Here is a 22,664-nt window from a genome sequence, read left to right as displayed (position 1 = left end):
ATGATAGAGGAAAAAAGGAGGCGTACGAATGGATCGGGAGAAACAGCAATTAAGTATTGAAGCAGCAAGGCTCTATTACTTATCTGATTACAGTCAGCAGGAAATCGCCAAGCAGCTTGACCTGTCGAGGCCAACGGTGTCTCGTCTGCTTCAGTATGCGAAGGAAAAAGGGTACGTCCAAATTACAGTGATGGACCCATTTGAGGATTTAAATGAGCTGTCCTTATTGCTGAAAGAAAAATATGATCTGCTCGAGGCTCATGTGGTATTTTCGCCAAAGGACGATTATCCAACGATTACTGATTACTTGAGCCGGTTTGGTGCAGATTATCTTCAGAATACGGTGAAAGACGGTGATATCGTTGGAGTGAGCTGGGGCACCACGATGTATCAAATTGCTCAAAAGATGCAACCTAAACAGGTAAAAGGGGTAGAAGTGGTTCAGCTGAAAGGCGGAATCAGCCATTCACATGTGAATACATATTCTGCGGAAACGATCCAGCTGTTTGCATCAGCTTTTCAAACGGCACCACGCTATTTGCCACTGCCTGTTGTGTTCGATAGTGCCGCCGTTAAAGAGATGGTCGAACAGGACAGACATATTCAGCGCATTATTGAAATGGGCAAACAGGCAAATATCGCTGTGTTTACTGTTGGGACGGTAAGAGATGAGGCGCTTTTGTTTAGGCTTGGTTATTTCCGTGAAGAAGAAAAGGCGCTGCTCAAGACATCCAGTGTTGGAGATATCTGTTCGCGTTTTTATGATCAAGAAGGACGCATTTGCAGTGAAGCGATTAACAATCGCACAATCGGTGTGGAGCTGGATGATTTGAGAACAAAAGAGCGTTCCATTCTTGTTGCTGGTGGACATCGAAAGGTTGCCTCTATCCATGGGGCGCTGAGAGGAAAATATGCGAACGTATTGGTGATCGATCAGCACACAGCAAGAGCTCTTTTAAATGTCACAAAATAGATGAACAAAATTTCATAACTATATTTACAATTGTTCAATAGTCATTTAAGATGAAAGTATCATATTTAAAAGGAAGTGTGAATCATGACAATAGCAAAGCTCATTGATCATACAGCACTAAAACCAGATACATCTAAAGCTGCGATCATGCAGTTACTAGAAGAAGCAAAGACATATCAATTTGCTTCCGTTTGTGTGAACCCAACTTGGGTATCTCTTGCGGCGAAAGAACTAGAAGGAACAGGCGTTGATGTATGTACAGTCATCGGTTTCCCGTTAGGTGCAAACACAACAGCAGTGAAAGCATTTGAAACAAAGGATGCCATTGAAAACGGTGCAACTGAAGTGGACATGGTCATCAATATTGCGGCATTGAAAGATGGCGAATATGATGCAGTTGAACAAGATATTCGTGCTGTTGTAGACGCAGCAAAAGGCAAAGCCTTAGTGAAAGTCATCATTGAAACTTGTTTACTCACAGATGAAGAGAAAGTACGAGCTTGTGAACTTTCTGTAAAAGCTGGCGCTGATTTCGTCAAAACATCGACTGGATTTAGTACAGGCGGTGCAACAGCTGAGGACATCGCATTAATGCGTAAAACAGTTGGACCTGACATCGGTGTCAAAGCATCAGGCGGCGTGAGAACAAAAGAAGACGTAGAAGCGATGACAGCTGCAGGCGCAACCCGTATTGGTGCCAGTGCAGGCGTTTCCATTATTAAAGGGGATCAATCAGCTCCTTCTAAAGACTATTAATTCATACGATCCTATGGTAGGATAACATTCATGACTCATTAGATGATGAAAAAGTCATATGCGGAAGGATCTCATTTCTGGGATTTTCTTCCGCAATTTGTTTGCGAAATAGGGTTTGTTCCATACAAGCACATTAATGTAAACGAATTCATTCAAGGAGGAAAAACATGAAATACGTCATTGGTATTATCGGTTTGCTGGTGATTCTCGCCATTGCATGGCTGGCAAGTAACGGGAAAAAGCGAGTGAAATTCCGTCCAGTCATTGTCATGATTGTACTGCAATTTATTTTAGGTTATATTCTGCTCAATACAGGTGTTGGGAACTTCCTAGTCGGGGGCTTTGCAAAAGGATTCCAAATGCTTCTAGGCTATGCTGGTGAAGGGATCAACTTCGTATTTGGCGGTTTAATGAATGATAATGCGTCAACTTTCTTTATCAATGTCTTGCTGCCGATCGTCTTCATTTCTGCCTTGATTGGTATCCTGCAGCATTGGCGTATCCTTCCGCTGATCGTACGCGGAATTGGGTATTTGCTTAGTAAAGTCAATGGAATGGGGAAACTAGAATCTTACAACGCCGTAGCGTCAGCGATTTTAGGTCAATCCGAAGTGTTCATTTCCATTAAGAAACAGCTTGGATTATTACCTCAACAGCGTCTTTATACATTGTGTGCATCTGCGATGTCGACTGTATCAATGTCCATTGTCGGTGCGTATATGCAAATGATTAAACCGGAGTACGTTGTTACAGCACTTGTGCTGAACCTATTTGGTGGATTTATTATTGCGTCTATCATCAATCCATATGAAGTGTCTAAAGACGAAGACATGCTTGAAGTCGTAGAAGAAGAAAGACAATCTTTCTTCGAAATGCTCGGCGAATACATTATGGATGGTTTCAAAGTAGCCATTGTTGTGGCTGCGATGTTGATTGGATTCGTTGCATTAATTGCGATGATTAATGGTATTTTCACAGCTGCCATCGGTGTTTCTTTCCAAGATGTACTTGGATATGTGTTTGCACCATTTGCGTTTATTGTTGGTGTACCATGGAGCGAAGCAGTACAAGCGGGAAGTATTATGGCGACCAAGATGGTGTCTAACGAATTTGTGGCGATGCAAATTCTTTCTGGCGATGCCTTCCATTTCACTGCTCGTACAGAAGCGATCATTTCTGTATTCCTTGTGTCATTTGCGAACTTCTCGTCTATCGGTATCATTGCTGGAGCAGTGAAAGGCTTAAATGAAAAACAAGGAAACGTTGTCGCACGCTTTGGATTAAAGCTGTTATTCGGTGCAACACTCGTCAGCTTCTTAACAGCAGGCGTTGTCGGTTTGATTTACTAAACTAAAAAAGGAATGGTGAAAACAATGAGAATGGTAGATATCATTGCGAAAAAACGTGACGGAAAAGAATTATCTTCAGAGGAAATTTCTTTCTTTGTCAAAGGTTATACGGACGGAACAATTCCTGACTACCAAGCAAGTGCCTTGGCGATGGCGATTTTCTTCCAAGATATGACGGATCAAGAACGTGCAGATTTAACACTCGCTATGGCAAACTCAGGGGACACAATTGACCTGTCTGCTATCGAAGGTATTAAAGTAGACAAGCATTCAACAGGTGGTGTAGGCGATACAACAACGCTTGTACTCGCTCCTCTTGTTGCAGCACTTGATGTACCTGTTGCAAAAATGTCTGGGCGTGGTCTTGGACATACGGGTGGAACAGTCGACAAGTTAGAGGCAGTCAAAGGCTTCCACGTTGAAATTACAAAAGACGAGTTCATCGAACTGGTGAACCGTCATAAAGTAGCGGTCATTGGACAATCAGGCAACCTGACACCTGCTGATAAAAAACTGTATGCCCTTCGTGATGTAACAGGAACTGTTAACTCAATCCCGCTCATTGCAAGCTCGATTATGAGTAAGAAAATCGCTGCTGGCGCAGATGCAATCGTATTAGATGTGAAAACAGGTGCAGGTGCTTTCATGAAAACACCTGAAGACTCTGAGAAGCTTGCAAAAGCAATGGTTCGTATCGGAAATAATGTTGGCAGACAAACGATGGCTGTCATCTCAGACATGTCTCAGCCGCTAGGATTAGCGATTGGAAATTCCCTTGAAGTGAAAGAGGCGATTGACACGCTTAAAGGCGAAGGCCCTGAAGACTTAAACGAGCTTGTGCTCACATTAGGAAGTCAAATGGTCGTTCTTGCGAAAAAAGCAGAGACACTTGATGAAGCAAGAGAAAAGCTAATTGAAGTCATGAAAAACGGCAAAGCACTTGAGAAATTCAAGGAATTTTTAGAAAACCAAGGTGGAGACGGCTCGATTGTAGATCAACCGGAAAAATTGCCACAAGCACCTTATCAAATCGAAGTGCCGGCAAAAGAATCAGGTGTGATCGCTGAAATCGTCGCAGACGAAATCGGTGTTGCAGCGATGATTCTTGGAGCAGGACGTGCAACAAAAGAAGACGATATCGATCTATCTGTTGGCATCATGCTCAACAAAAAAGTAGGCGATCGTGTAGAAAAAGGTGAATCTCTCGTGACGCTGCATGCAAATCGTGAAGATGTTGCGAATGTCATGGAGAAAATTTATGACAACATCCGCATCGCTGACCATGCTGATGCTCCGACTTTGATTCATACAGTGATTACAGAATAAAGAGAAGAAGACAAAAGTGATGAATCGCTTTTGTCTTTTTTTATGTAAATTTTAGGTAGCGCTTCTTCTAGATATGATAAGTTAGATGAGTGGGAGGGGATAAACCATGAGAATGCTCAAACTCATTCTCTTTATTTTTGTAGTCTTGATGATCATTGGATTTATCAGCTACTATGTGGGACCAACATCGACACCAAGTTCTTAAGACGAGCAAAAGCTCGTCTTTTTTAATTGAAATAAAAAATTTCACTTTATGAAACAAACCTCTTGCAATCATGAAACAATGGGTGTATATTAGTTGACGAGTCAATGATTGATATATCAACTAATTGATCTGAATAGAAAAGAGGGGATGGCATTGACTGCATTTTGCTCTGAAGAAGCAGAGGTATTATATCGTTTGCAGTGCGTGAACCGTATGATGGGTGTGAAGTTCGAAGCATGCACGGGCATCAGCCAATCAAGACTGGAGTTGCTATCACTGTTATTCCAAGCCGACGAAATCAGCCAATCCGATTTGCAGAAAAAAGTAAATATTGATAGTGCGGCTGTGACGCGTCACTTAAAACAGTTAGAAACAAAAGGAATGGTCACGCGAAGAAGAAAGCCGGAAGATAATCGCGTCACGCTTGTTCGTCTGACAGATGAAGGCAGAACAAGAATCGAAGCTTCTAAAAAAGAAAAAGAACGATTTATCTCAGAAATGCTTGAAAACGTAAGTGATGAAGAACGAAAGCTTCTCACTGATGTGCTCATCCGTATACAACAAAACATCGAGAAGATTCAAACAACCTAAAGGAGTGTTACACATGGCTACAACATTAAAAACAAACGATTTTATGGATATTATGAAAGGGCGCCGCTCCATTCGTAACTATGATCCAGCAGTGAAAATTAGCAAAGAAGAAATGACGGAGATTTTAGAAGAGGCAACAACAGCACCATCATCAGTGAATGCACAGCCTTGGCGCTTCATGGTCATTGACAGCCCAGAAGGAAAAGAAAAGCTTGCACCACTCGCAAAATTCAACCAAACACAAGTAGCTACATCATCAGCTGTCATCGCTGTGTTTGCAGATATGAAAAACAATGAATACTTAGAAGAAATTTATTCAAAAGCAGTAGAAAATGGCTACATGCCGCATGAAGTAAAAGAAAGACAAATTGCTGCATTAACTGCACATTTTGAAGCTCTTCCAGAGCAAGTGAATCGTGAAACGATCTTAATTGACGGTGGACTTGTGTCAATGCAGCTGATGCTTGCTGCTCGTGCGCATGGCTATGATACAAACCCAATTGGCGGATATGACAAAGAAGTCATCGCTGAAACATTCGGCTGGGATAAAGAGCGCTATGTACCAGTTATGCTTCTATCCATTGGGAAAGCAGCTGACGAAGGTTATGCTTCTTACCGTTTACCGATCGATCGCATCACAGAGTGGAAATAATTTTTTAAAAAAGGGAGACGATCATATGATTATTATTCATGCAGGGATGACCATTCATCCAGAGAAAGAAAACGTATTTCTAGAAGAAATCAACGGTTTAATGAAAGCTTCACAGGAAGAAGCAGGCAATGTGTCCTACAAGCTTTTCAAGGATACAGAGAAAGAAAACACCTTTTTAATGGTAGAAGTGTGGAAAGATGAAGCAGCGGTTCAAAGCCATAATGCAAGTGCACATTTCCAAGCTTTCGTCGCAAAGGCAAAAGAATTTTTAGCCGCTCCACTTGATGTTATTGCATATCAAGGAGAGCAACTTTCATAGAAAAACAACAAGAACCCTAGGCATTTATAGCCTAGGGTTCTTTTATTTTCGACAATTCGTTCCACCTATTTCAATCTCGTATTGTGCATTTTCCACAAAGTTTCTGAAAATAAAATGTTTTTCGACTTAAGTATATTGGAATATGCTAGAATTAGATATTATTTATTACCAAATTAGGGAGGAACCAATATGAAAAAAGGGAAATGGACGAGCATCGCACTAACAGCTGTCCTCAGTTTAGGCACATTGACAGCTTTCAGCACCCCTCTATCTGCCCACACCTCAGAAAAGTCAACATCCTCAGATGGTGGTCATTATTCAGGTATTCCATTCGACGCAAGTGTTGTCAATGAAGACCGCCTCATCAAAGCCTTGAAAAAACAAGGAAAGATCAAAAAGAATGCCAATGAGGCAGAAACCCAAAAAGCATTAAAGAACTACCTAAAGAAAAAAGAAGAAGCAGCGATGAAACAAAGCGCAAGTACCTTAACAGAAGAACCTGAATTCCTAAAAGAATACAAACAAAATGTACATAATAAACTAGCCAAAAAGAAAAAGTTAAAGAAGCATAAAGGAAAAGAAGGCAATCAAGTAAAGCCGGTGAAAAAGGAAAAATATAAAGGCGACGTCCGTAATGATAAAGTTTTGGTCTTATTAGTAGATTTTAAAGATTATAAGCATAATAGTATTAAAAAAGAAGAGACTGATATGTACTATGACAAGTATGATCAGCAGCATTACCAAGATATGCTTTTCGGAAAAAATGGCTACATCGGTCCAGATGGTAAAAGAAAAGTATCTATGAAGCAGTATTACGAAAAGCAGTCCGGTGGAAGCTACACGATTAGTGGAACAGTAGCTGGATGGTATACAGCCAAGCATGAAGCAGCATATTATGGTGGGAACGTACCAGACGAATCAGGCAGTGACGGCAGACCGCGCGAATTGGTGAAAGAAGCCCTCGAAGCAGCGGCAAAGGATCCAAACATTGACCTTGGTGAATATGATCAATGGGACCGCTATGATATGGATGGAGACGGTGTTTATAATGAGCCGGACGGTATCATTGACCACCTCATGATTGTACACGCTGGCGTAGGTGAAGAAGCTGGCGGCGGACAGCTTGGCTCTGACGCGATTTGGTCGCATCGCTGGTCACTTGGTGATGTATTTGAGATTCCAAATACTGAATCAGAAGTGGGTCAAGGCGGAAAGTTAGGCGCTCTAGATTATACAATTGAGCCTGAAGATGGCGCAGCAGGCGTGTTCACACATGAATTTGGACATGATCTTGGTCTGCCTGATGAATACGATACACAATACACAGGCAGAGGAGAGCCCGTTTCTTATTGGTCTATCATGTCAAGCGGAAGCTGGGCAGGTAAAGTACCTGGTACGGAACCAACAGGTTTTAGTCCATATGCAAAAGAAATGCTTCAAAACTTGCATGGCGGCAACTGGCTTTCTGGAAAAACCATTGATGGTAAGACATTAACAAAAAGCAAAACAGTTTTAATCGATGAAGCAGCAACAAAAGGAACCAACCATGATGCGGTTCGAGTCGATTTGCCAGATAAAGAGATTGTGGTCACTCAGCCTGCACAAGGGCAATATTCATACTTCAGCGGAACAGGTGACAATTTGAATGCTACCATGACGACATCAGGGATTGATTTGTCGAAGGGAAGCAAAGCCGAGCTTACGTTTAAAGCATGGTACGATATCGAAGAAGATTATGACTATGCGTATGTAGAAGTTCGTGAAACTGGGACAGACAAATGGACAACCATTGCTGGTAATATTACGAATGATCGAAATGAGGCAGGAGCGAATGAAGGCAATGGCATCGATGGAAAATCGGATGGCTGGGTAGATGCATCCTTTGACCTTTCTGCTTATGCAGGGAAGAAGATCGATCTGCAATTCCGCTATACAACTGATGCAGGATATTCACTGCCAGGTTTATTTGTAGATGATCTAAAGATTACAGCAGATGGAGCAAAAGTGTGGTCAGATGATGCCGAGGGAACGTCCACGTTCACTTTTAATGGATTCTCTCAATCTAATGGAAAACAATATGCCGCTCAGTATTATTTACTAGAATGGCGCTCTTATGCTGATGTCGATAAAGGCTTAAAGCATATCAAACGAGGAGCAAGTCTGATGAGCTATAATAACGGTTTGGTCGTGTGGTACGTCGATCAATCGTACAGTGATAACTGGGTTGGAAAACATCCAGGGAACGGCTTCCTTGGAGTCGTAGATGCAGATCAACAAGTGTTGAAATGGAGTGACGGCTCTATTGCAGCGACAGGTTTCCAAGTACATGATGCAGCATTCTCTTTGAATCCAAGCACGAAGCTGAATATTGATTATACAGCGACAACAGGCTTAACCTTAGAGGATCGCTATATCCGCCCAACGCGTACATTTAGTGATAAAAAGAACTATGTGAATCCAAATAACCCGGATGCAGGACGTGATGTGCCAACATACGGCCTATCCTTTAAAGTCGTCGGACAAAGTAAGGACCGTTCTGTTGGAAAGGTATTAATTTCTAAAAGCAACTAAACAAAAAGCCGGATTCTATCCATGAATCCGGCTTTTTGATACGTTAAGACATGGATTTTTAGCGTATGACTCGTCTTTGATCGAATGTTTGTTCTTTTTTATTTTGATATCCGAATGAAACCATTATATAATAGAGATTGGAAGGTTTTTCTTTCATTCAATGTTCTTTTTAGTTGTTAAAAAACCAAGAAAGGATGAGCGTTACCAATGAGTTGTGTCACTGCCAAGCAATTAAAGGTGATTCGAGGGACGATGCAGACTTTTTGCAGCCATTTAGAGTATGATGGCCACGGTAAGCTTCATATTAATACCATCATGGCTTTTATTAAAAAGGAATTTGGTGTAAGAAAAATGAAAGACATTCCACAAAGTCGTTTTCATGAGGCGTTAGAGCTAATCCAAGACTTTGATTTATACACGGACAAAATACAAATACGAGACCGTCTATCAGAAAGGAATTCACTAAATTGAATATTTTAGCAATGATTTTAGTAGGAATTGTCGCTTTAGAGCACATTGTCATCATGTTACTAGAAATGTTTTTTATGGAATCAAAAATGGCGAAAAGATCTTTCAATCTGCCTGAACACTTACAAAAGGATCCAAATGTGAAAGTGATGTTTGCTAATCAAGGGCTATACAATGGCTTTCTAGCTGCTGGACTCATTTGGGGGCTCATTCTTGGTTCGAATACCGTAGGATATATGATTCAGCTATTTTTCGTTCTTTGTGTGTTCATCGCAGCAGTATTTGGCGGTGTGACGTCTAATAAATCGATTATCATCAAACAAGGGTTACCAGCTTTTCTTGCATTAATTGCACTTATCCTGGCTATATAATCCTATCAGCGTGATAGAAAACCTTTGCAGTTTAGGAAGGACGAGCATCGGAGCGAATTTGACATTGGTAAGCACTGAAGCACAGGACTGACACCGAATGCGAGGGTTTGTCTACACGGTAAAGCCGCCCTAGAGGGCGGCTTTTATCTTTTACGCATTCCCATCAAACGAATAATGGACGTAAGACAAAGGGCAACAGCGACAGCCAATATGATTTTTCCATACATGACGCCCGTAAGATTCATTAAAAAGACAGCCAATATGATACAGAGCGTGATGATAATCATCACAATCGAATAGGTTTTCATCTCTTTTTCCACTCCTTTTAAATTCCCTCTAGCGCAAGAGGCCTGTCAATTGTTTCTCATATTATATCATTTCATCACAATTTTACATGAAATTCCCTGTCAATAGAATGTGACAGAATGATTAGATTTGAAGTGAGGCTATATTTTTTAAAAAATCGGGTATAACATAAAGAGTTGTATCCAAGTCTGATTGCTTGATATTTAATTGTGCAAAATATAAAATAGCCACATGATAAATAGAAAGGATGATAAAGTTGAGCAAGAACGTTTTATTAGTATCAACAAGCAGCTCAGAAATGAACGGACACCCAACAGGCTTATGGCTAGAAGAATTGGCCGAGCCATTTCATATTTTTAAAGAAAATGGACTCAACGTGCAAATTGTTTCAATAAAAGGTGGAACAGTACCGATCGATAAAAATTCAATTCCTGAAGGAGTTCCAGCACAATATCAAGATGTGTATGAATTACTTCAAGACACAAAGGCACTGACCGATGTAAACCCAGCTGAGTATGATGGCATTTTCTTTGCTGGAGGACATGGCCCAATGATCGACTTTGCGTCCAATCAATTGGTTGCCGATGCGATCTTAGCGATTTCAGACAAAAATGGAGCCGTTGGGGCAGTTTGCCATGGCGTTTCTGCCTTTGTTGATGTGAAGGATCGTGATGGAAAATCATTTATCGACGGCAAGAAAATAACAGGATTCACAAATGAGGAAGAGGATGCTGTTCAATTGACATCTAAAGTTCCTTTTTTATTGGAAACAAAACTTCGCGAGCAAGGGGCAGCATTTGAAAAAGGCGATGCATTTGCGCCATTCGCCGTTGTAGACGGACAAATCATTACTGGACAAAATCCAGGATCAAGTGCAGAAACAGCACGCTTATTTGTCAAAACCATTGCATAAATCATCAAATAAACCAGTCGTGACGATACGGCTGGTTTTTTGTTATAAAAATTTCCTGAAAAGTCCAAAACAAGTATTAGAAAAATGGTAAAATAATCACAGGGTAAAAAACCCAAATTAGGGAAAAGGGGATGTTCCTGTGAGAGCATTTTATGTCAAAATCACCGCCGCCTTACTGTCTATTTTATTGGTCACAACAGGTTTATTTTCACCAGCAATCAAAGCAGAAGATGCACCAAAATCAAGTGAAAAAGTATCGCCACTGACTGAAAAAGCCATTCAGCAAGTGCAAGAGTCGTTTGAAAAGCAGGATAAAGGGACTGCGGTTCAACAGAAGGAAGTAAAAAAATCATTTAAAGTAGATAAGAAAAAGGGAATAAGTATTAAACGAAAAGCGGCTGCAGATGGAAAGATGCGCACGTCTGCTGTTCGCTCTATTGATGGACTAGCCATTAATCAATCGGCAGTTTTAAACGAGGAAGATCCAGTTGATTTATGGTTCTTAAGTACATCGTCCCCTCAGGCGCTCATCAGCCGGATTACCTCTCCAAATGCTGATTATTTCGTTCAGTTATTTGTTATTGATTATGAAGAAGGACAAGCTTATCCAACGGATCTGATTCAACCGGCAGGCAGTCTGCTTGCGTTAAGCAATTTACCAGCGGGGGATTATGCGTTTGGTATTACTAGCGGTGGAGACTTTGGAGACTCATATACATTACAGGTGAATGCAAAAAACCCACCAAATTTCACAGGTGCTGAATCCCTGTCATCAACATTGCAATACTTTGTTGCTTCGTATGCCAATGGGGATGTTTTCGCAAATGGTACAAAAGTGTATAACAAACAATCTAAGACCGCTGATTATAAATGGGAGCGTGTATTTTATTTCTCATATGATGGAAAATATCAACAGAGAACGCATTCTGTTGACAGTGTAAAAGTGAAAAGTATTTCGGCACCAGTATCGTACTCTGCTCCATACGCGAGTTCCTCTGAGGCCATTCTTGTCTACTTAGATGTGGAGACATTATTTATGTATCATGAATCATCGTTTGCTAGTGGGCAGTACTACCATAGCAGCTTTGTTGATACTCTCGGAAAGACAACGCCAAGGCGTTTAGACATTGATGACCTGACAAATTACGGCGATCATATTTTGGCTGTTGATTTAAAGACAGGAAAGCCAATTGATTTCTTCAGTGTCCTTAATTTCTACTATGCAGCAGGGATCGAGAAGCTGCCAAACATCAATACATTGAATTAAGATCGGCGGTTGACATCAAATCGCCACATGTGTAGAGTAAAGATAATTAAATGACAAAAGTCCACTAGGGGAGTCATGTATGACTGAGACAAGAGGAAATCTTGGACCCTTTGAACCTGATCTAGTTTGTACTAGCGGAGGGAAGTGGAGCTGGACCTTGTCTTATTCATGATTGAATCGATAAGAAGGCCGCTCCATTCGGGGTGGCTTTTTCATTTATTCAACTGAAAAAGAGGAGGCTTTTTTTATGACATTTTCAACCCAATTAAGGCAAGAAGCAGAACCATTATTTGAAGCGATTTATCAGCATCCGTTTGTGAGAGGACTCGCAGCAGGAGAACTCGAAAAGGAACAGATCATTCATTATGTCAAACAGGATGCAGAATATTTAAATGCCTTTATTAAAATTTATGCGGCAGCCATCAGCAGATGTACAGACAGAGAGGACATTACCTTTTTCCATCAACAAATGGCTTTTGTCCTTGATAGTGAGACACATCCTCATCAAAACCTTTGCCGAGTGGCAGGTGTCGCTTATGATGAACTGCAAGGTGCGTCTTTGGCGCCAAGTGCCCATCACTATATTCATCATATGCTGCAAGTCGCCGAGGAAGGGACGCTAGGAGAAATCATTGCGGTTTTGCTCCCTTGCCCTTGGACCTATTGGGAAATAGGCAAACGAATGCTTAAAGATGTTGAGCCCGACCCTGCCCATCCATTCTATGAGTGGATCACGTTTTATGGCGGGTTAACGGACTCTGTTACAGTGGAGCTTTGCAAACGGCTTGATCAGTGGGCGGAAGGAGCAAGTGAGAAGGAAAAGGAGAAAATGAAACAGCACTTCATCTTAAGCTGTCAGCTTGAGTATAAATTCTGGGACATGGCCTTTACTGTCGAAGAGTGGCCTGTCCAAATGGAGGTGCATTCTTCATGACATGGAAGATGAAAGAAGTCGTTCTTGCTGTCATTTTATCAGTGGCATGCGGAGTTATCTATTTAGGGTGGTCGACTCTTTATTTACCGATTACAGCCCTTGTCGGTCCAGCAGGAGGCAACATCATGTTCGGAATTTGGGTCATTGCCAGTCCAATCGTTGCTTACATTATCCAAAAGCCTGGCGCTGCCCTCATCGCAGAAACAGCTGCCGCTGCCGTGGAATTACTGACAGGCAGCCACTTCGGTCTTTCTGCGCTTTTGATTGGTGTATGCCAAGGACTTGGAGCAGAAATCGCCTTCGCTCTATTTGGCTATAAGCGATATCGCATGTGGACACTCATGTTGTCTGGTGCCTTTGCAGCAGTAGGGGCAATGGCATATAGCCTCATTGCCAATGGATTCGGCTATTACACGCCTCAAGTGTTACTCATGACACTTGTCACTCAAGTCATTAGCGGCATGTTACTCGGTGGTTGCTTGGCAAAGGTTGTGGTGGATGCTTTATCTAAAACGGGTGTGCTGAATCAATATGCCATCATGAAAGAAAAACGAAGTAAGGGTGACCAGCATGGATTCATTTCTCGCGTGCAGTAATCTCACTGTCCGTTTTTATGAACAGCCGAATCCCGTTCTTCATCAAGTATCTCTTTCTATTCAAAAGGGGGAAAAGGTGCTGATATTAGGACCAAGTGGAAGCGGGAAATCTACGCTGATTTCTGTGCTTGCTGGCATTATTCCAGAGCATATGGAAGCTGAAGTACAGGGAGAAGTGATGCGGCAAAGGCATACTGGTGTCATGTTTCAAGACCCAGATTCGCAGTTTTGTATGCACCGAGTCAATGAAGAAATTGCGTTTAGCTTAGAGAATCGATCTGTCCCTCGAGAACAAATGGATGACATGATTCAGCATCTCATGAAAAAGGTACAGCTGGATGTCGACCCAAATACAGATATTCATACCTTATCTGGCGGAATGAAGCAGCGGTTGGCGCTTGCATGTTTACTAGCATTAGAGCCAGATGTCCTGTTCTTTGATGAACCGACTGCACAGCTTGACCCAGCAGGAAGAATGGAGATATTTCAATTGCTTCAGCAGCTTTCGGCTGAACAGAATCAGACGATGATTTTTGTGGAGCATGTGTTAGACGGTGTCATCGAGTGGATGGATCGGGTGATCTTATTAGATCATCAAGGCCGTATCATAGCAGATGGAACGCCAAAAGACGTGATGAACACATTTGAGGGAGAAATGAAAGAAGCCGGCATTTGGCGTCCGAAAATATTTCCCGAGAAATGGTCCACTATCGTACAAGATCCGTTTCATCCACTGAGTCAAACACTCTTGCAAACCTTTGAGGCGAGAAAAGAACGTCATGAGACATCAACAAATCGAGAGGTCATTATTCGCACAGATCATCTACAATTAAGCTACGGGAAAAAAAGCATTATAGATGACCTGCACCTTAATATAAAAGCAGGAGATTGGGTTGCGATCATCGGTGAAAATGGAAGCGGAAAAAGTACGTTTCTTAAACATGTCATCCGTTTAGAACCAATAAAGAAAGGTCACATTTTCTTAAAAGGAAAACACCTGAAAAAGTGGTCTGACCGAACATTATATGAAAAAGCAGGCTTTGTATTTCAAAATCCAGAACTTCAATTTATACAGGACACAGTGTTTGATGAAATCGCATTTGGTGGGAGACAGCGAAATTGGCCAGAGCCTGTTGTGCAAGAAAAAACGAATCAGCTATTAGCAGAGTTCGGCCTAGAGAAGCATAGAGACGTGCATCCTTTCACCTTAAGCTTAGGACAAAAAAGAAGATTAAGTGTTGCCACGATGCTTCTTTTTGATCAGGATGTACTCATTTTAGATGAGCCGACCTTCGGGCAGGATGAGAAAACGGCGAGGGAGTTAATCCGGCGTTTAAAAGAACGTCAACGACAAGGCACCACTATTATCATGGTCACACATGATATGGAACTCGTTGATGAGTGGGCTGATCAGGTGCTTGTTTTTCATCAAGGGGAGCATGTTTATGATGGTACGCCTTTTGATTTATTTTCTCATCAGGAACTTGTCACTTCCTGTGAGCTGAGAGTGCCGTTACATTATCGCTATATGGCTGAAAGAAAGGAAGTGATGACGATTGCAAAGTAATCACTCCTTTCTATCCACTGTAAATCCAGTCATGAAATTACTTGCCCATCTCCTTGCGATGTGCTGTCTGATGGCGATTTCTGATCCTAAAACGACGTTCATCATCTGGCTGTTTGCACTTGGAATTGGACTTGTCCTAGGCGGCTGGAATTTGAAATACCTCATCACCAGACTTGTACCTTATCTGCTCTTTTTCATTCTCGTGTTTTGGATGATCGCGGCCTTTGGCAAGGGAGATCATACAGTTTGGAAGTGGGCATGGTTTCATATCACAGAGGAGAGTTTAAGAAATGGGCTGACCATTTCTTTTAGAATGCTCGGGTTTGTGACATTTGGTCTCCTTTTTACATCAACAACTGATTTGACGGCCTTTATGATGAGCTTAATCCATCAATGCCGAATGTCACCCAAATGGGCATATGGGATGCTGGCAGGCTTCCGGTTTATCCCGTTGTTTCAAAGTGAATTGAAGCAAATGAAGGCTGCACATAAAATTAGAGGTTACAAGCAAAAAAACAGTTGGAAAGCCTTTATACGTTATGCACTCCCTCTTTTCACGCAAGGCGTACGGAAATCTGAACGACTAGCCATTGCGATGGAAGCAAGAGGCTTCACAGGGACGAGGGAGAGAACGTATTATCATGTCATCAGCACTTCATGGATCGACTGCATGTATCTTTTTTTCATCGTCATTAGTGTGTTGATATGCATCTTCTTCTTTTAAAAACAGCCACATTCTCTTGATAGAATGTGGCTGTTTTATATGTCTTAGGTCATTTGGTTGATATTAGTACACATTGCAGGCTGTAATAGATCATATAAAGAACCGATAAAGAGAGTGTACTGAGAAAAAGAGAGGATGAACGTGAGCGAATGTCACAGAGAATTGATAACATAATAGACGCTTTACCAATCGTTGGACTAGCTATGAGAGAGCAGCTAACCTTTTCTGTATTAGGGAAAGAGAAGGTTCTTTATTATCAGCAGCACGGGAACATTGACTTAGGGTTTAAAGCTGGGGATGTTGTAGCTCCCGGGTTCCAAAACTTTTCAATGTTGAAAAATGGGAGAGAGCCATCGTTTATCCAGATTCCTAAAGAGGTGTACGGAATTCCTATGGACATCGTCGCCGTCCCGATTAAAGATGACAATGGTCAAGTGATCGCTGCCTTCTGTGTAGCATATGACCAAACGAATCAACAACGATTAGAACACATTATGACGGAAAGTAACGATGCTTCCGAAAAACTAGTCGCGATGGTACAGCAAGTGGCTGCACATTCAGAGGAACTACAAGCGACAAGTGAACAAATTCTACAAAATACAAAAACCACTGTCGAAAATTCCTCTAAAATCAACCAAGTGTCTAATCTCATCAAAGGTATCTCTGATCAAACGAACTTACTTGGACTCAATGCATCCATTGAGGCTGCAAGAGTAGGTGAAGCAGGAGCAGGCTTTGGGGTGGTTGCTACAGAAGTGAGAAAGCTGTCTACTCACGCGAAGCAAGCAACGACTGATATTGAAACAGCGCTAAAAGATGTGCAAGGCTCTATCAAAGGAATGGAAGAAGAAATAGCACAAATCGTGGCTTCTTCTGAACATCAAGCAGAACTCGTTGGCACTTTCACAAAAATTATTGAGGGGCTGCACGAAACGAACGAAACGATGAAATCATTGGCAACAGACTTAGTGAATTATCAAGTGAAATAAATAAACGAATCACCAAACCTCCAGCCGTATCGGAGGTTTTTTAACGTGTTGAAGTGAGTTTTTTGTCATGATATTGACGGGTTTTTCACTGACAGGGAAGTTACACTTCTGTATGATAGAAAAAGAGAGACCTGTTTTGATCATTAGACCTATTCATAAGGAGGAAGACCATCTTGACACAATCAGCAAAGCTACAAGAAGTACTTGCGCCTTACCGTCCATTGCTAGATCAAACCGAAAAACCACTGATTCAATTACAGATAAAACAAGGAAAAACAGGACCATATGATAGCAAAATAGCAGGTGATCCTTATTTCCCAAAAAACGACGAATATCCTGTTGATGGAGAAGGCCATCCTATGAAGCTGCTGGCACAAATCAATTTCGGTCAGCTGCCAAAGCTGAAAGATTACCCAGAAACAGGACTTTTGCAAGTGTTTATTTCTGTACATGATGATCTTTATGGGATGAATATTGACCAAAAAACAGAGCAAAAAGATTTTCGGATCAAATTTATTGAGGAACCTTTCTTAGCTGAAGAAGACTTATTGACTGATTTTTCATTCGTGAAAATTCCTGACGATTTTTATTTTCCAGTTACGAAGGAAGGTGCGATTACAGGTGAATTATCAAGCGAAACGATCAGTGTAGGAGATTTCCGCTTTGAAAAAGTCACAGGAAAGCAAAGCTGGGATCTATTCGAAGATGCTGTTGGTATTGATGGTGATGAAGCGGATCAATTGCTAGATGAATTTTATGAGACAGCAAGTGGTTTTGGCCATAAAGTTGGCGGATACCCAGGTTTTACACAAGAAGACCCGCGTACCTATGTAGACCAAGAACATACTGTGCTATTATTGCAAATTGACTCAGATGATGAAGTGGACATGTTGTGGGGAGATTGCGGCATTGCCAACTTTTTTATCAAACCAGAAGACCTCAAACGAAAACATTTCGAAAATGTCGTCTATAACTGGGATTGCTCCTAATTTTGTAAAAAACACTCTTTTTGAAGAGTGTTTTTTGTCTATTTTTAGCCTTTTTGCCCCTAAATCGTCATTTCTGAGAGGTAATATGTCATTCTTTCTAGTTGACCGTATCAAAAAAAAATGTAAAATCATCTTAAAGTCCTCTTTTTTGAAAATAATAATAACATGACATATCAATCAACAATGAAATGCTCGAAAAAGCGGAATGTACTGGGGGGGATCAATTGATCATTTCGAAAGTAATCAACAATAATGTGGTCAGTGCGTATGATGACGAGCAGCATGAGCTGGTCATTATGGGCAGAGGGATTGCGTTTCAAAAGAAAAGCGGAGACCCGATTGACGAAGAACGTATCGAAAAAGTATTTTCCATTCAAAATAAAGATATATCAGAAAAATTCAAAACCCTGCTTTATGATATTCCGATCGAGTATATGCAAGTGTGTGAGGCAATTATCGATCACGCAAGAACGACCCTTAACAAAAATTTAAATGACAGCATCTATGTCACGTTAACGGATCATATTACCTTTGCTATTGAACGTCATCAAAAAGGAATGGACATTAAAAATGCCTTACTTTGGGAAATCAAACGGCTGTACAAAGAGGAATTCATGTGTGGTGTAGAAGCGATTCGGATCATACAGGACAAGCTCAACATCCATCTTCCCGAGGATGAAGCAGGCTTTATTGCGATGCATATTGTCAATGCAGAACTGAATGAGGAAATGCCGAATGTCATTCAAATTACAAAACTGATTCAAGATATTTTGAACATCGTAAAGTATCATTTCCAAATTGATTTGGACGAAGAATCATTAAATTATTTCCGTTTTGTCACGCATTTGAAGTTTTTTGGACAGCGTCTGTTTAACGAAACACAAATGGAAAATCAAAATGAGTTTCTGTATGAAGTGGTAAAGGAAAAAAATACAGCCGCTTTTCAATGTGCGGAGAAAATTAATGACTATGTTCAAAAAGAATACAACCGAAGTCTCATAGAAGATGAGATGTTGTACTTAACTTTGCACATCGATCGAGTCATAAAAAGAAAATAAATCAAAAAGAAAGCGTTGACATATCAAAATTAACATGCTAATTTATAACTATAAACTCAATAACCCACAATCTTTTAGGATTGTTACTGGTCAAGCAGGCAAAACCTAAATCATTGTCCCTATCTTTGATAAGGCATGATTTAGGTTTTTTTGTATCTAAAGGCTTATAAAAATTGAATAACGATCAATCGCTATGAAGGATTGTTACTGGTTAAGCAGGCAAAACCTAAATATCGATTAATGTCTGAATCGCTATTTTTCGGGCATTAATGGATGTTTAGGTTTTTTCTATATCAAGATGAAATCAACGATTGGAGGGTAACACAATGAACCACAAACAAACAGCAAAAGAAGTTCTAGAGCTTGTCGGCGGTGAAAAGAATGTAAAGCAAGTCACGCATTGTATGACAAGGCTCCGCTTCAACCTATACGATGAAAGCAAAGCGGATAAAGAGAAGCTGCAATCAACAGACGGCGTCATGGGCGTGAATCAAAGCGGCGGTCAATACCATGTCATTATTGGCAACGACGTATCAAACGTCTATCAAGCAATGATTGCTGATTCTGGGCTATCAGCCGATGTGAAATCAGGCGGTTCAGAAGAAGCTTCAAAACAAAATGTGATTTCTAAACTTTTCGATTTTATCTCTGGTGTCTTCACACCGATTCTTCCAGCCATCGCTGGAGCTGGTATGATCAAAGGGATCTTGGCATTAATGCTGACATTCCAATGGATCTCAGATAAAAGCAGCACATATGCGATTTTAACAGCTATCGGAGACGGAGCCTTTTACTTCTTACCGATTCTGCTCGCTGTAAGCGTAGCCAAAAAAATTGGCACAAATCAGTATATCGCCGCTGCCATTGCAGCAGCCGCACTGCACCCGCAGCTCACTGCTTTACTAGGTGCAGGAAATACAGAATTTCTAGGCTTGCCAGTGGTTGCCGTTGTGTACTCTTCATCGGTGATTCCAATTCTACTCACGATCTGGCTCGGCTCATATGTTGAAAGATTCGCGGAAAAATATAGCCCAAAATCATTGAAGATTATCCTTGTTCCAACGGTCACACTTCTTGTCGTAGTACCAATTATGCTTATCGCAGTAGGACCGCTTGGTGGGATTATCGGAAATGGCCTTTCAGGTGGAATTGATTTATTGTTCAAACATGCAGGTATTTTGGCCGGACTCTTAATCGGTGGCTTTATGTCACCATTGATCATTACGGGCATGCACTATGCACTACTTCCAATCATGATCAACAACATTACATTAAACGGTTTTGACTTCATTCTTCCAATGATGTTTGTAGCGAATATGGCACAAGCAGGCGCAGCATTCGGTGTCTTCTTAAGATCAAAAAACAAAACATTCAAATCATTGGCGATGTCTACAAGTATCACTGCGTTAATGGGTATTACTGAACCTGCTATGTATGGTGTGAACATGCGATTGAAAAAACCGTTCCTTGCAGCCCTCATTGGTGCAGCAGCAGGCGGCGTGTTCATGTCTATCTTCAAAGTAAAGTCATATGTGATATCAGGATCAGCAGGTCTTCCAGGTCTCCCAACGTTCATTGGACCGACATTTGTTTACTCCATCATTGGATTAGTGATCGGCTTTGTTGTAGCAACCATCATGACACTTGTTCTAGGGTTCAAAGATGTACCAGTGAAAGATGATACAAAAGCAGACAAACCAGAAGAAAAGAAAGACACAGTAGCGCTTCAAAATGAAGTGGTACAAAGCCCGCTTGAAGGTCAACTAAAGCCGCTCAATCAAGTAAATGATGCAACATTCTCTAATGAAATCATGGGTAAAGGAACAGCCATTGTCCCAACAGTTGGACGTGTAGTAGCACCGTTCAACGGCAAGGTTGAAACCATTTTCCAAACGAAACATGCCATTGGTTTAAAGAGTGATCAAGGCACAGAGCTTCTCATCCATGTGGGGATTGATACAGTAAAACTTGGCGGTAAACATTTCACAAGTCATGTAGAGTCAGGTGATCTCGTTCAAGCAGGAGATCTGCTAGTTGAATTTGATATCAAGGGCATTCAGCAAGAAGGCTATGATGTAACAACGCCAATTATCGTCACCAACACAAATGATTTTGCACAAGTTGATGCGAAAACAGATGGGGCGATTACAGTAAAAGAGACATTGCTTACAGTCAGTGTAGAAGAAAATGAGGAGGGCATTCAACATGACCAATTTAGAAAAAACATTTCCTAAAGGTTTCTTATGGGGCGGCGCAGTAGCCGCCAACCAAATTGAAGGCGCTTATAACAAAGATGGAAAAGGCTTATCGACAGCGGATGTATCACCACACGGTATTATGCACCCATTCGATGAATCAATGAAGGACCTTAACTTATATCATGATGCGATCGACTTCTATCATCGCTACAAAGAAGATATTGCCCTGTTTGCAGAAATGGGATTCAAGTGCTTCAGACTATCTATTTCTTGGCCACGTATTTTCCCAAATGGAGACGATGCGGAACCGAATGAAGCGGGCCTCGCTTTCTATGAAAAAGTATTTGATGAACTGCATAAGCATGGAATTGAGCCAGTTGTCACGATCTCTCACTATGAAATGCCACTTGCACTTGTGAAAAACTACGGCGGATGGAGAAACCGTAAGCTTGTGGGTCTTTATGAAACATACGCTAAAACATTGTTCACTCGCTTTAAAGATAAAGTGAAATATTGGATGACCTTCAATGAAATTAACGTCGTCTTACATGCTCCTTTCACAGGGGGTGGCCTTGTATTTGAAGAAGGCGAAGACGAGAAAAGCATTCAATATCAAGCAGCGCATCACCAATTTGTTGCAAGTGCTCTAGCTGTTAAAGCAGGACACGAAATCATTCCAGATGCGAAAATCGGTTGTATGATTGCAGCGATGACCACATATCCGTACAGCTCAAGACCTGAAGATATGTTTGCTGCGATTGATCAAGATCGTAAAACATTGTTCTTCTCAGATGTACAGGCAAGAGGCTATTACCCTGGATACATGAAACGTTATTTCCTGGAAAATAACATCAACATTGAATTCCAAGACGGTGACGAAGACATTCTAAGAAACCATACAGTCGACTATATTGGCTTCAGCTATTATATGAGTTTTGTGACAAGTACAGATCCAGAGGTTCTTGGACAAGTGACTGGTGGTAACCTATTTGAAGGCGTGAAAAACCCTTATCTAGAAGCAAGTGATTGGGGCTGGCAAATTGATCCAAAAGGACTTCGTACAACACTAAACCAACTATATGACCGCTACCAAAAACCATTGTTTATCGTAGAAAATGGATTGGGTGCTGTGGATCAAGTAGAAGAAGACGGCTCCATCCAAGACGATTACCGAATTGATTACCTCAGAAGTCATTTGCTTGAGGCAAGAGAAGCGATCGCAGACGGTGTTGATCTGATCGGCTATACAAGCTGGGGCCCAATTGATCTTGTCAGTGCATCAACAGCTGAAATGAAAAAACGCTACGGCTTCATTTATGTCGACCGTGACAATGAAGGCAACGGTACATTAGATCGAAAGAAAAAGAAAAGCTTTGATTGGTATAAACAAGTGATCGCGACAAATGGAAAGCATTTAGACGCATAAATAGAGAAAATATTGTTTGGTTTCTTTGAGAACTCATGGTGTCATAAAACGATGAAAACAATTTGAATCGAGGCATTATCATTCTTTAGGTGTCACTTTGGAATGATAATGCTTTT

22 protein-coding genes and 1 riboswitch are annotated in these 22,664 nt (G+C 41.2%); of the genes, 21 read left to right on the top strand and 1 reads right to left on the bottom strand.

The window, feature by feature from the left end:
- The first annotated feature begins 28 nt into the window (after positions 1–28).
- From NSQ64_RS19955 to NSQ64_RS19910, 10 genes are all read left to right on the top strand, one after another.
- Positions 29–973, top strand: coding sequence for a sugar-binding transcriptional regulator (locus NSQ64_RS19955; RefSeq protein ID WP_039164987.1), 945 nt, complete (start codon positions 29–31; stop codon positions 971–973).
- A gap of 84 nt (positions 974–1,057) precedes the next feature.
- Positions 1,058–1,729 (top strand): deoxyribose-phosphate aldolase, encoded by a 672-nt coding sequence (gene deoC / locus NSQ64_RS19950; RefSeq protein ID WP_007498018.1) that lies wholly within the window; start codon positions 1,058–1,060, stop codon positions 1,727–1,729.
- Positions 1,730–1,896: 167 nt separating this feature from the next.
- The gene (locus tag NSQ64_RS19945; RefSeq protein ID WP_019743592.1) at positions 1,897–3,078 is read left to right on the top strand and encodes a NupC/NupG family nucleoside CNT transporter; all 1,182 of its coding nucleotides are present in this window, start codon (positions 1,897–1,899) and stop codon (positions 3,076–3,078) included.
- 24 nt (positions 3,079–3,102) lie between these two features.
- On the top strand, positions 3,103–4,404 hold the full coding sequence (locus NSQ64_RS19940) for a pyrimidine-nucleoside phosphorylase (protein ID WP_041091254.1): 1,302 nt from the start codon (positions 3,103–3,105) through the stop codon (positions 4,402–4,404).
- 352 nt (positions 4,405–4,756) lie between these two features.
- Positions 4,757–5,200 (top strand): MarR family winged helix-turn-helix transcriptional regulator, encoded by a 444-nt coding sequence (locus NSQ64_RS19935; protein ID WP_045033720.1) that lies wholly within the window; start codon positions 4,757–4,759, stop codon positions 5,198–5,200.
- 13 nt (positions 5,201–5,213) lie between these two features.
- On the top strand, positions 5,214–5,852 hold the full coding sequence (locus NSQ64_RS19930) for a nitroreductase family protein (RefSeq protein ID WP_181891623.1): 639 nt from the start codon (positions 5,214–5,216) through the stop codon (positions 5,850–5,852).
- A gap of 25 nt (positions 5,853–5,877) precedes the next feature.
- Entirely contained in the window at positions 5,878–6,171 is a 294-nt protein-coding gene (locus tag NSQ64_RS19925; RefSeq protein WP_100324610.1) for a putative quinol monooxygenase, read from the top strand.
- Between the two features lie 189 nt (positions 6,172–6,360).
- Positions 6,361–8,742 (top strand): immune inhibitor A domain-containing protein, encoded by a 2,382-nt coding sequence (locus tag NSQ64_RS19920; protein WP_341017989.1) that lies wholly within the window; start codon positions 6,361–6,363, stop codon positions 8,740–8,742.
- Positions 8,743–8,949: 207 nt separating this feature from the next.
- On the top strand, positions 8,950–9,213 hold the full coding sequence (locus NSQ64_RS19915; protein ID WP_008345710.1) for an ORF6C domain-containing protein: 264 nt from the start codon (positions 8,950–8,952) through the stop codon (positions 9,211–9,213).
- Complete coding sequence (locus NSQ64_RS19910; protein ID WP_007498006.1) at positions 9,210–9,581, top strand: DUF1304 domain-containing protein; 372 nt, start codon at positions 9,210–9,212, stop codon at positions 9,579–9,581. Before NSQ64_RS19915 ends, NSQ64_RS19910 begins: the two co-directional genes overlap by 4 nt.
- A gap of 143 nt (positions 9,582–9,724) precedes the next feature.
- Here NSQ64_RS19910 and NSQ64_RS19905 read toward each other — a convergent pair whose 3' ends face one another.
- Positions 9,725–9,889 (bottom strand): hypothetical protein, encoded by a 165-nt coding sequence (locus tag NSQ64_RS19905; RefSeq protein ID WP_008345707.1) that lies wholly within the window; start codon positions 9,887–9,889, stop codon positions 9,725–9,727.
- Positions 9,890–10,143: 254 nt separating this feature from the next.
- On the opposite strand from NSQ64_RS19905, the gene NSQ64_RS19900 reads away from it, so the two are divergent.
- The 11 genes from NSQ64_RS19900 (at position 10,144) to NSQ64_RS19850 (ending at position 22,548) form a co-directional block, all read left to right on the top strand.
- Positions 10,144–10,800, top strand: a complete 657-nt coding sequence (locus NSQ64_RS19900) for a type 1 glutamine amidotransferase domain-containing protein (RefSeq protein WP_017358640.1) — start codon at positions 10,144–10,146, stop codon at positions 10,798–10,800.
- Between the two features lie 139 nt (positions 10,801–10,939).
- A complete protein-coding gene (locus NSQ64_RS19895) occupies positions 10,940–12,067 on the top strand; it encodes a hypothetical protein (RefSeq protein WP_341017985.1) in 1,128 nt (375 codons plus the stop codon).
- Between the two features lie 56 nt (positions 12,068–12,123).
- Positions 12,124–12,227: riboswitch (TPP riboswitch) on the top strand.
- A gap of 87 nt (positions 12,228–12,314) precedes the next feature.
- On the top strand, positions 12,315–13,001 hold the full coding sequence (gene tenA, locus NSQ64_RS19890; protein WP_007498001.1) for a thiaminase II: 687 nt from the start codon (positions 12,315–12,317) through the stop codon (positions 12,999–13,001).
- Positions 12,998–13,597, top strand: a complete 600-nt coding sequence (locus NSQ64_RS19885; RefSeq protein ID WP_019743666.1) for an ECF transporter S component — start codon at positions 12,998–13,000, stop codon at positions 13,595–13,597. Before tenA ends, NSQ64_RS19885 begins: the two co-directional genes overlap by 4 nt.
- The gene (locus NSQ64_RS19880; RefSeq protein WP_341017982.1) at positions 13,572–15,164 is read left to right on the top strand and encodes an ABC transporter ATP-binding protein; all 1,593 of its coding nucleotides are present in this window, start codon (positions 13,572–13,574) and stop codon (positions 15,162–15,164) included. Before NSQ64_RS19885 ends, NSQ64_RS19880 begins: the two co-directional genes overlap by 26 nt.
- Positions 15,154–15,888: an energy-coupling factor transporter transmembrane component T family protein gene (locus NSQ64_RS19875; RefSeq protein ID WP_024719222.1), complete on the top strand. Its 735-nt coding sequence runs from the start codon at positions 15,154–15,156 to the stop codon at positions 15,886–15,888. The genes NSQ64_RS19880 and NSQ64_RS19875 overlap by 11 nt, the downstream gene beginning before the upstream one ends.
- Positions 15,889–16,037: 149 nt before the next feature.
- Positions 16,038–16,877, top strand: coding sequence for a methyl-accepting chemotaxis protein (locus NSQ64_RS19870; RefSeq protein WP_024719223.1), 840 nt, complete (start codon positions 16,038–16,040; stop codon positions 16,875–16,877).
- A gap of 173 nt (positions 16,878–17,050) precedes the next feature.
- Positions 17,051–17,866 (top strand): YwqG family protein, encoded by an 816-nt coding sequence (locus NSQ64_RS19865; RefSeq protein WP_017358646.1) that lies wholly within the window; start codon positions 17,051–17,053, stop codon positions 17,864–17,866.
- Positions 17,867–18,090: 224 nt separating this feature from the next.
- A complete protein-coding gene (licT, locus tag NSQ64_RS19860) occupies positions 18,091–18,924 on the top strand; it encodes a BglG family transcription antiterminator LicT (RefSeq protein ID WP_017368351.1) in 834 nt (277 codons plus the stop codon).
- A gap of 326 nt (positions 18,925–19,250) precedes the next feature.
- Positions 19,251–21,158, top strand: a complete 1,908-nt coding sequence (locus NSQ64_RS19855) for a beta-glucoside-specific PTS transporter subunit IIABC (protein ID WP_268382027.1) — start codon at positions 19,251–19,253, stop codon at positions 21,156–21,158.
- On the top strand, positions 21,130–22,548 hold the full coding sequence (locus NSQ64_RS19850; RefSeq protein ID WP_035702586.1) for a glycoside hydrolase family 1 protein: 1,419 nt from the start codon (positions 21,130–21,132) through the stop codon (positions 22,546–22,548). Before NSQ64_RS19855 ends, NSQ64_RS19850 begins: the two co-directional genes overlap by 29 nt.
- Positions 22,549–22,664: the final 116 nt, after the last annotated feature.

It is taken from the genome of Bacillus sp. FSL W8-0183, from assembly GCF_038006825.1.
In the GTDB taxonomy this organism is placed as follows: Bacteria; Bacillota; Bacilli; order Bacillales; family Bacillaceae; genus Bacillus; species Bacillus altitudinis.
This window is presented reverse-complemented; position numbering and strand designations above follow the sequence as displayed.

Excerpts from the sequence above, each read along its gene's own strand:
- NSQ64_RS19955 (WP_039164987.1), top strand. The coding sequence starts at position 29 with ATGGATCGGGAGAAACAGCAATTAAGTATTGAAGCAGCAAGGCTCTAT.
- deoC (WP_007498018.1), top strand. The coding sequence starts at position 1,058 with ATGACAATAGCAAAGCTCATTGATCATACAGCACTAAAACCAGATACA.
- NSQ64_RS19945 (WP_019743592.1), top strand. The coding sequence starts at position 1,897 with ATGAAATACGTCATTGGTATTATCGGTTTGCTGGTGATTCTCGCCATT.
- NSQ64_RS19940 (WP_041091254.1), top strand. The coding sequence starts at position 3,103 with ATGAGAATGGTAGATATCATTGCGAAAAAACGTGACGGAAAAGAATTA.
- NSQ64_RS19935 (WP_045033720.1), top strand. The coding sequence starts at position 4,757 with ATGGCATTGACTGCATTTTGCTCTGAAGAAGCAGAGGTATTATATCGT.
- NSQ64_RS19930 (WP_181891623.1), top strand. The coding sequence starts at position 5,214 with ATGGCTACAACATTAAAAACAAACGATTTTATGGATATTATGAAAGGG.
- NSQ64_RS19925 (WP_100324610.1), top strand. The coding sequence starts at position 5,878 with ATGATTATTATTCATGCAGGGATGACCATTCATCCAGAGAAAGAAAAC.
- NSQ64_RS19920 (WP_341017989.1), top strand. The coding sequence starts at position 6,361 with ATGAAAAAAGGGAAATGGACGAGCATCGCACTAACAGCTGTCCTCAGT.
- NSQ64_RS19915 (WP_008345710.1), top strand. The coding sequence starts at position 8,950 with ATGAGTTGTGTCACTGCCAAGCAATTAAAGGTGATTCGAGGGACGATG.
- NSQ64_RS19905 (WP_008345707.1), bottom strand. The coding sequence starts at position 9,889 with ATGAAAACCTATTCGATTGTGATGATTATCATCACGCTCTGTATCATA.
- tenA (WP_007498001.1), top strand. The coding sequence starts at position 12,315 with ATGACATTTTCAACCCAATTAAGGCAAGAAGCAGAACCATTATTTGAA.
- NSQ64_RS19885 (WP_019743666.1), top strand. The coding sequence starts at position 12,998 with ATGACATGGAAGATGAAAGAAGTCGTTCTTGCTGTCATTTTATCAGTG.
- NSQ64_RS19880 (WP_341017982.1), top strand. The coding sequence starts at position 13,572 with ATGGATTCATTTCTCGCGTGCAGTAATCTCACTGTCCGTTTTTATGAA.
- NSQ64_RS19870 (WP_024719223.1), top strand. The coding sequence starts at position 16,038 with ATGTCACAGAGAATTGATAACATAATAGACGCTTTACCAATCGTTGGA.
- NSQ64_RS19855 (WP_268382027.1), top strand. The coding sequence starts at position 19,251 with ATGAACCACAAACAAACAGCAAAAGAAGTTCTAGAGCTTGTCGGCGGT.
- NSQ64_RS19850 (WP_035702586.1), top strand. The coding sequence starts at position 21,130 with ATGACCAATTTAGAAAAAACATTTCCTAAAGGTTTCTTATGGGGCGGC.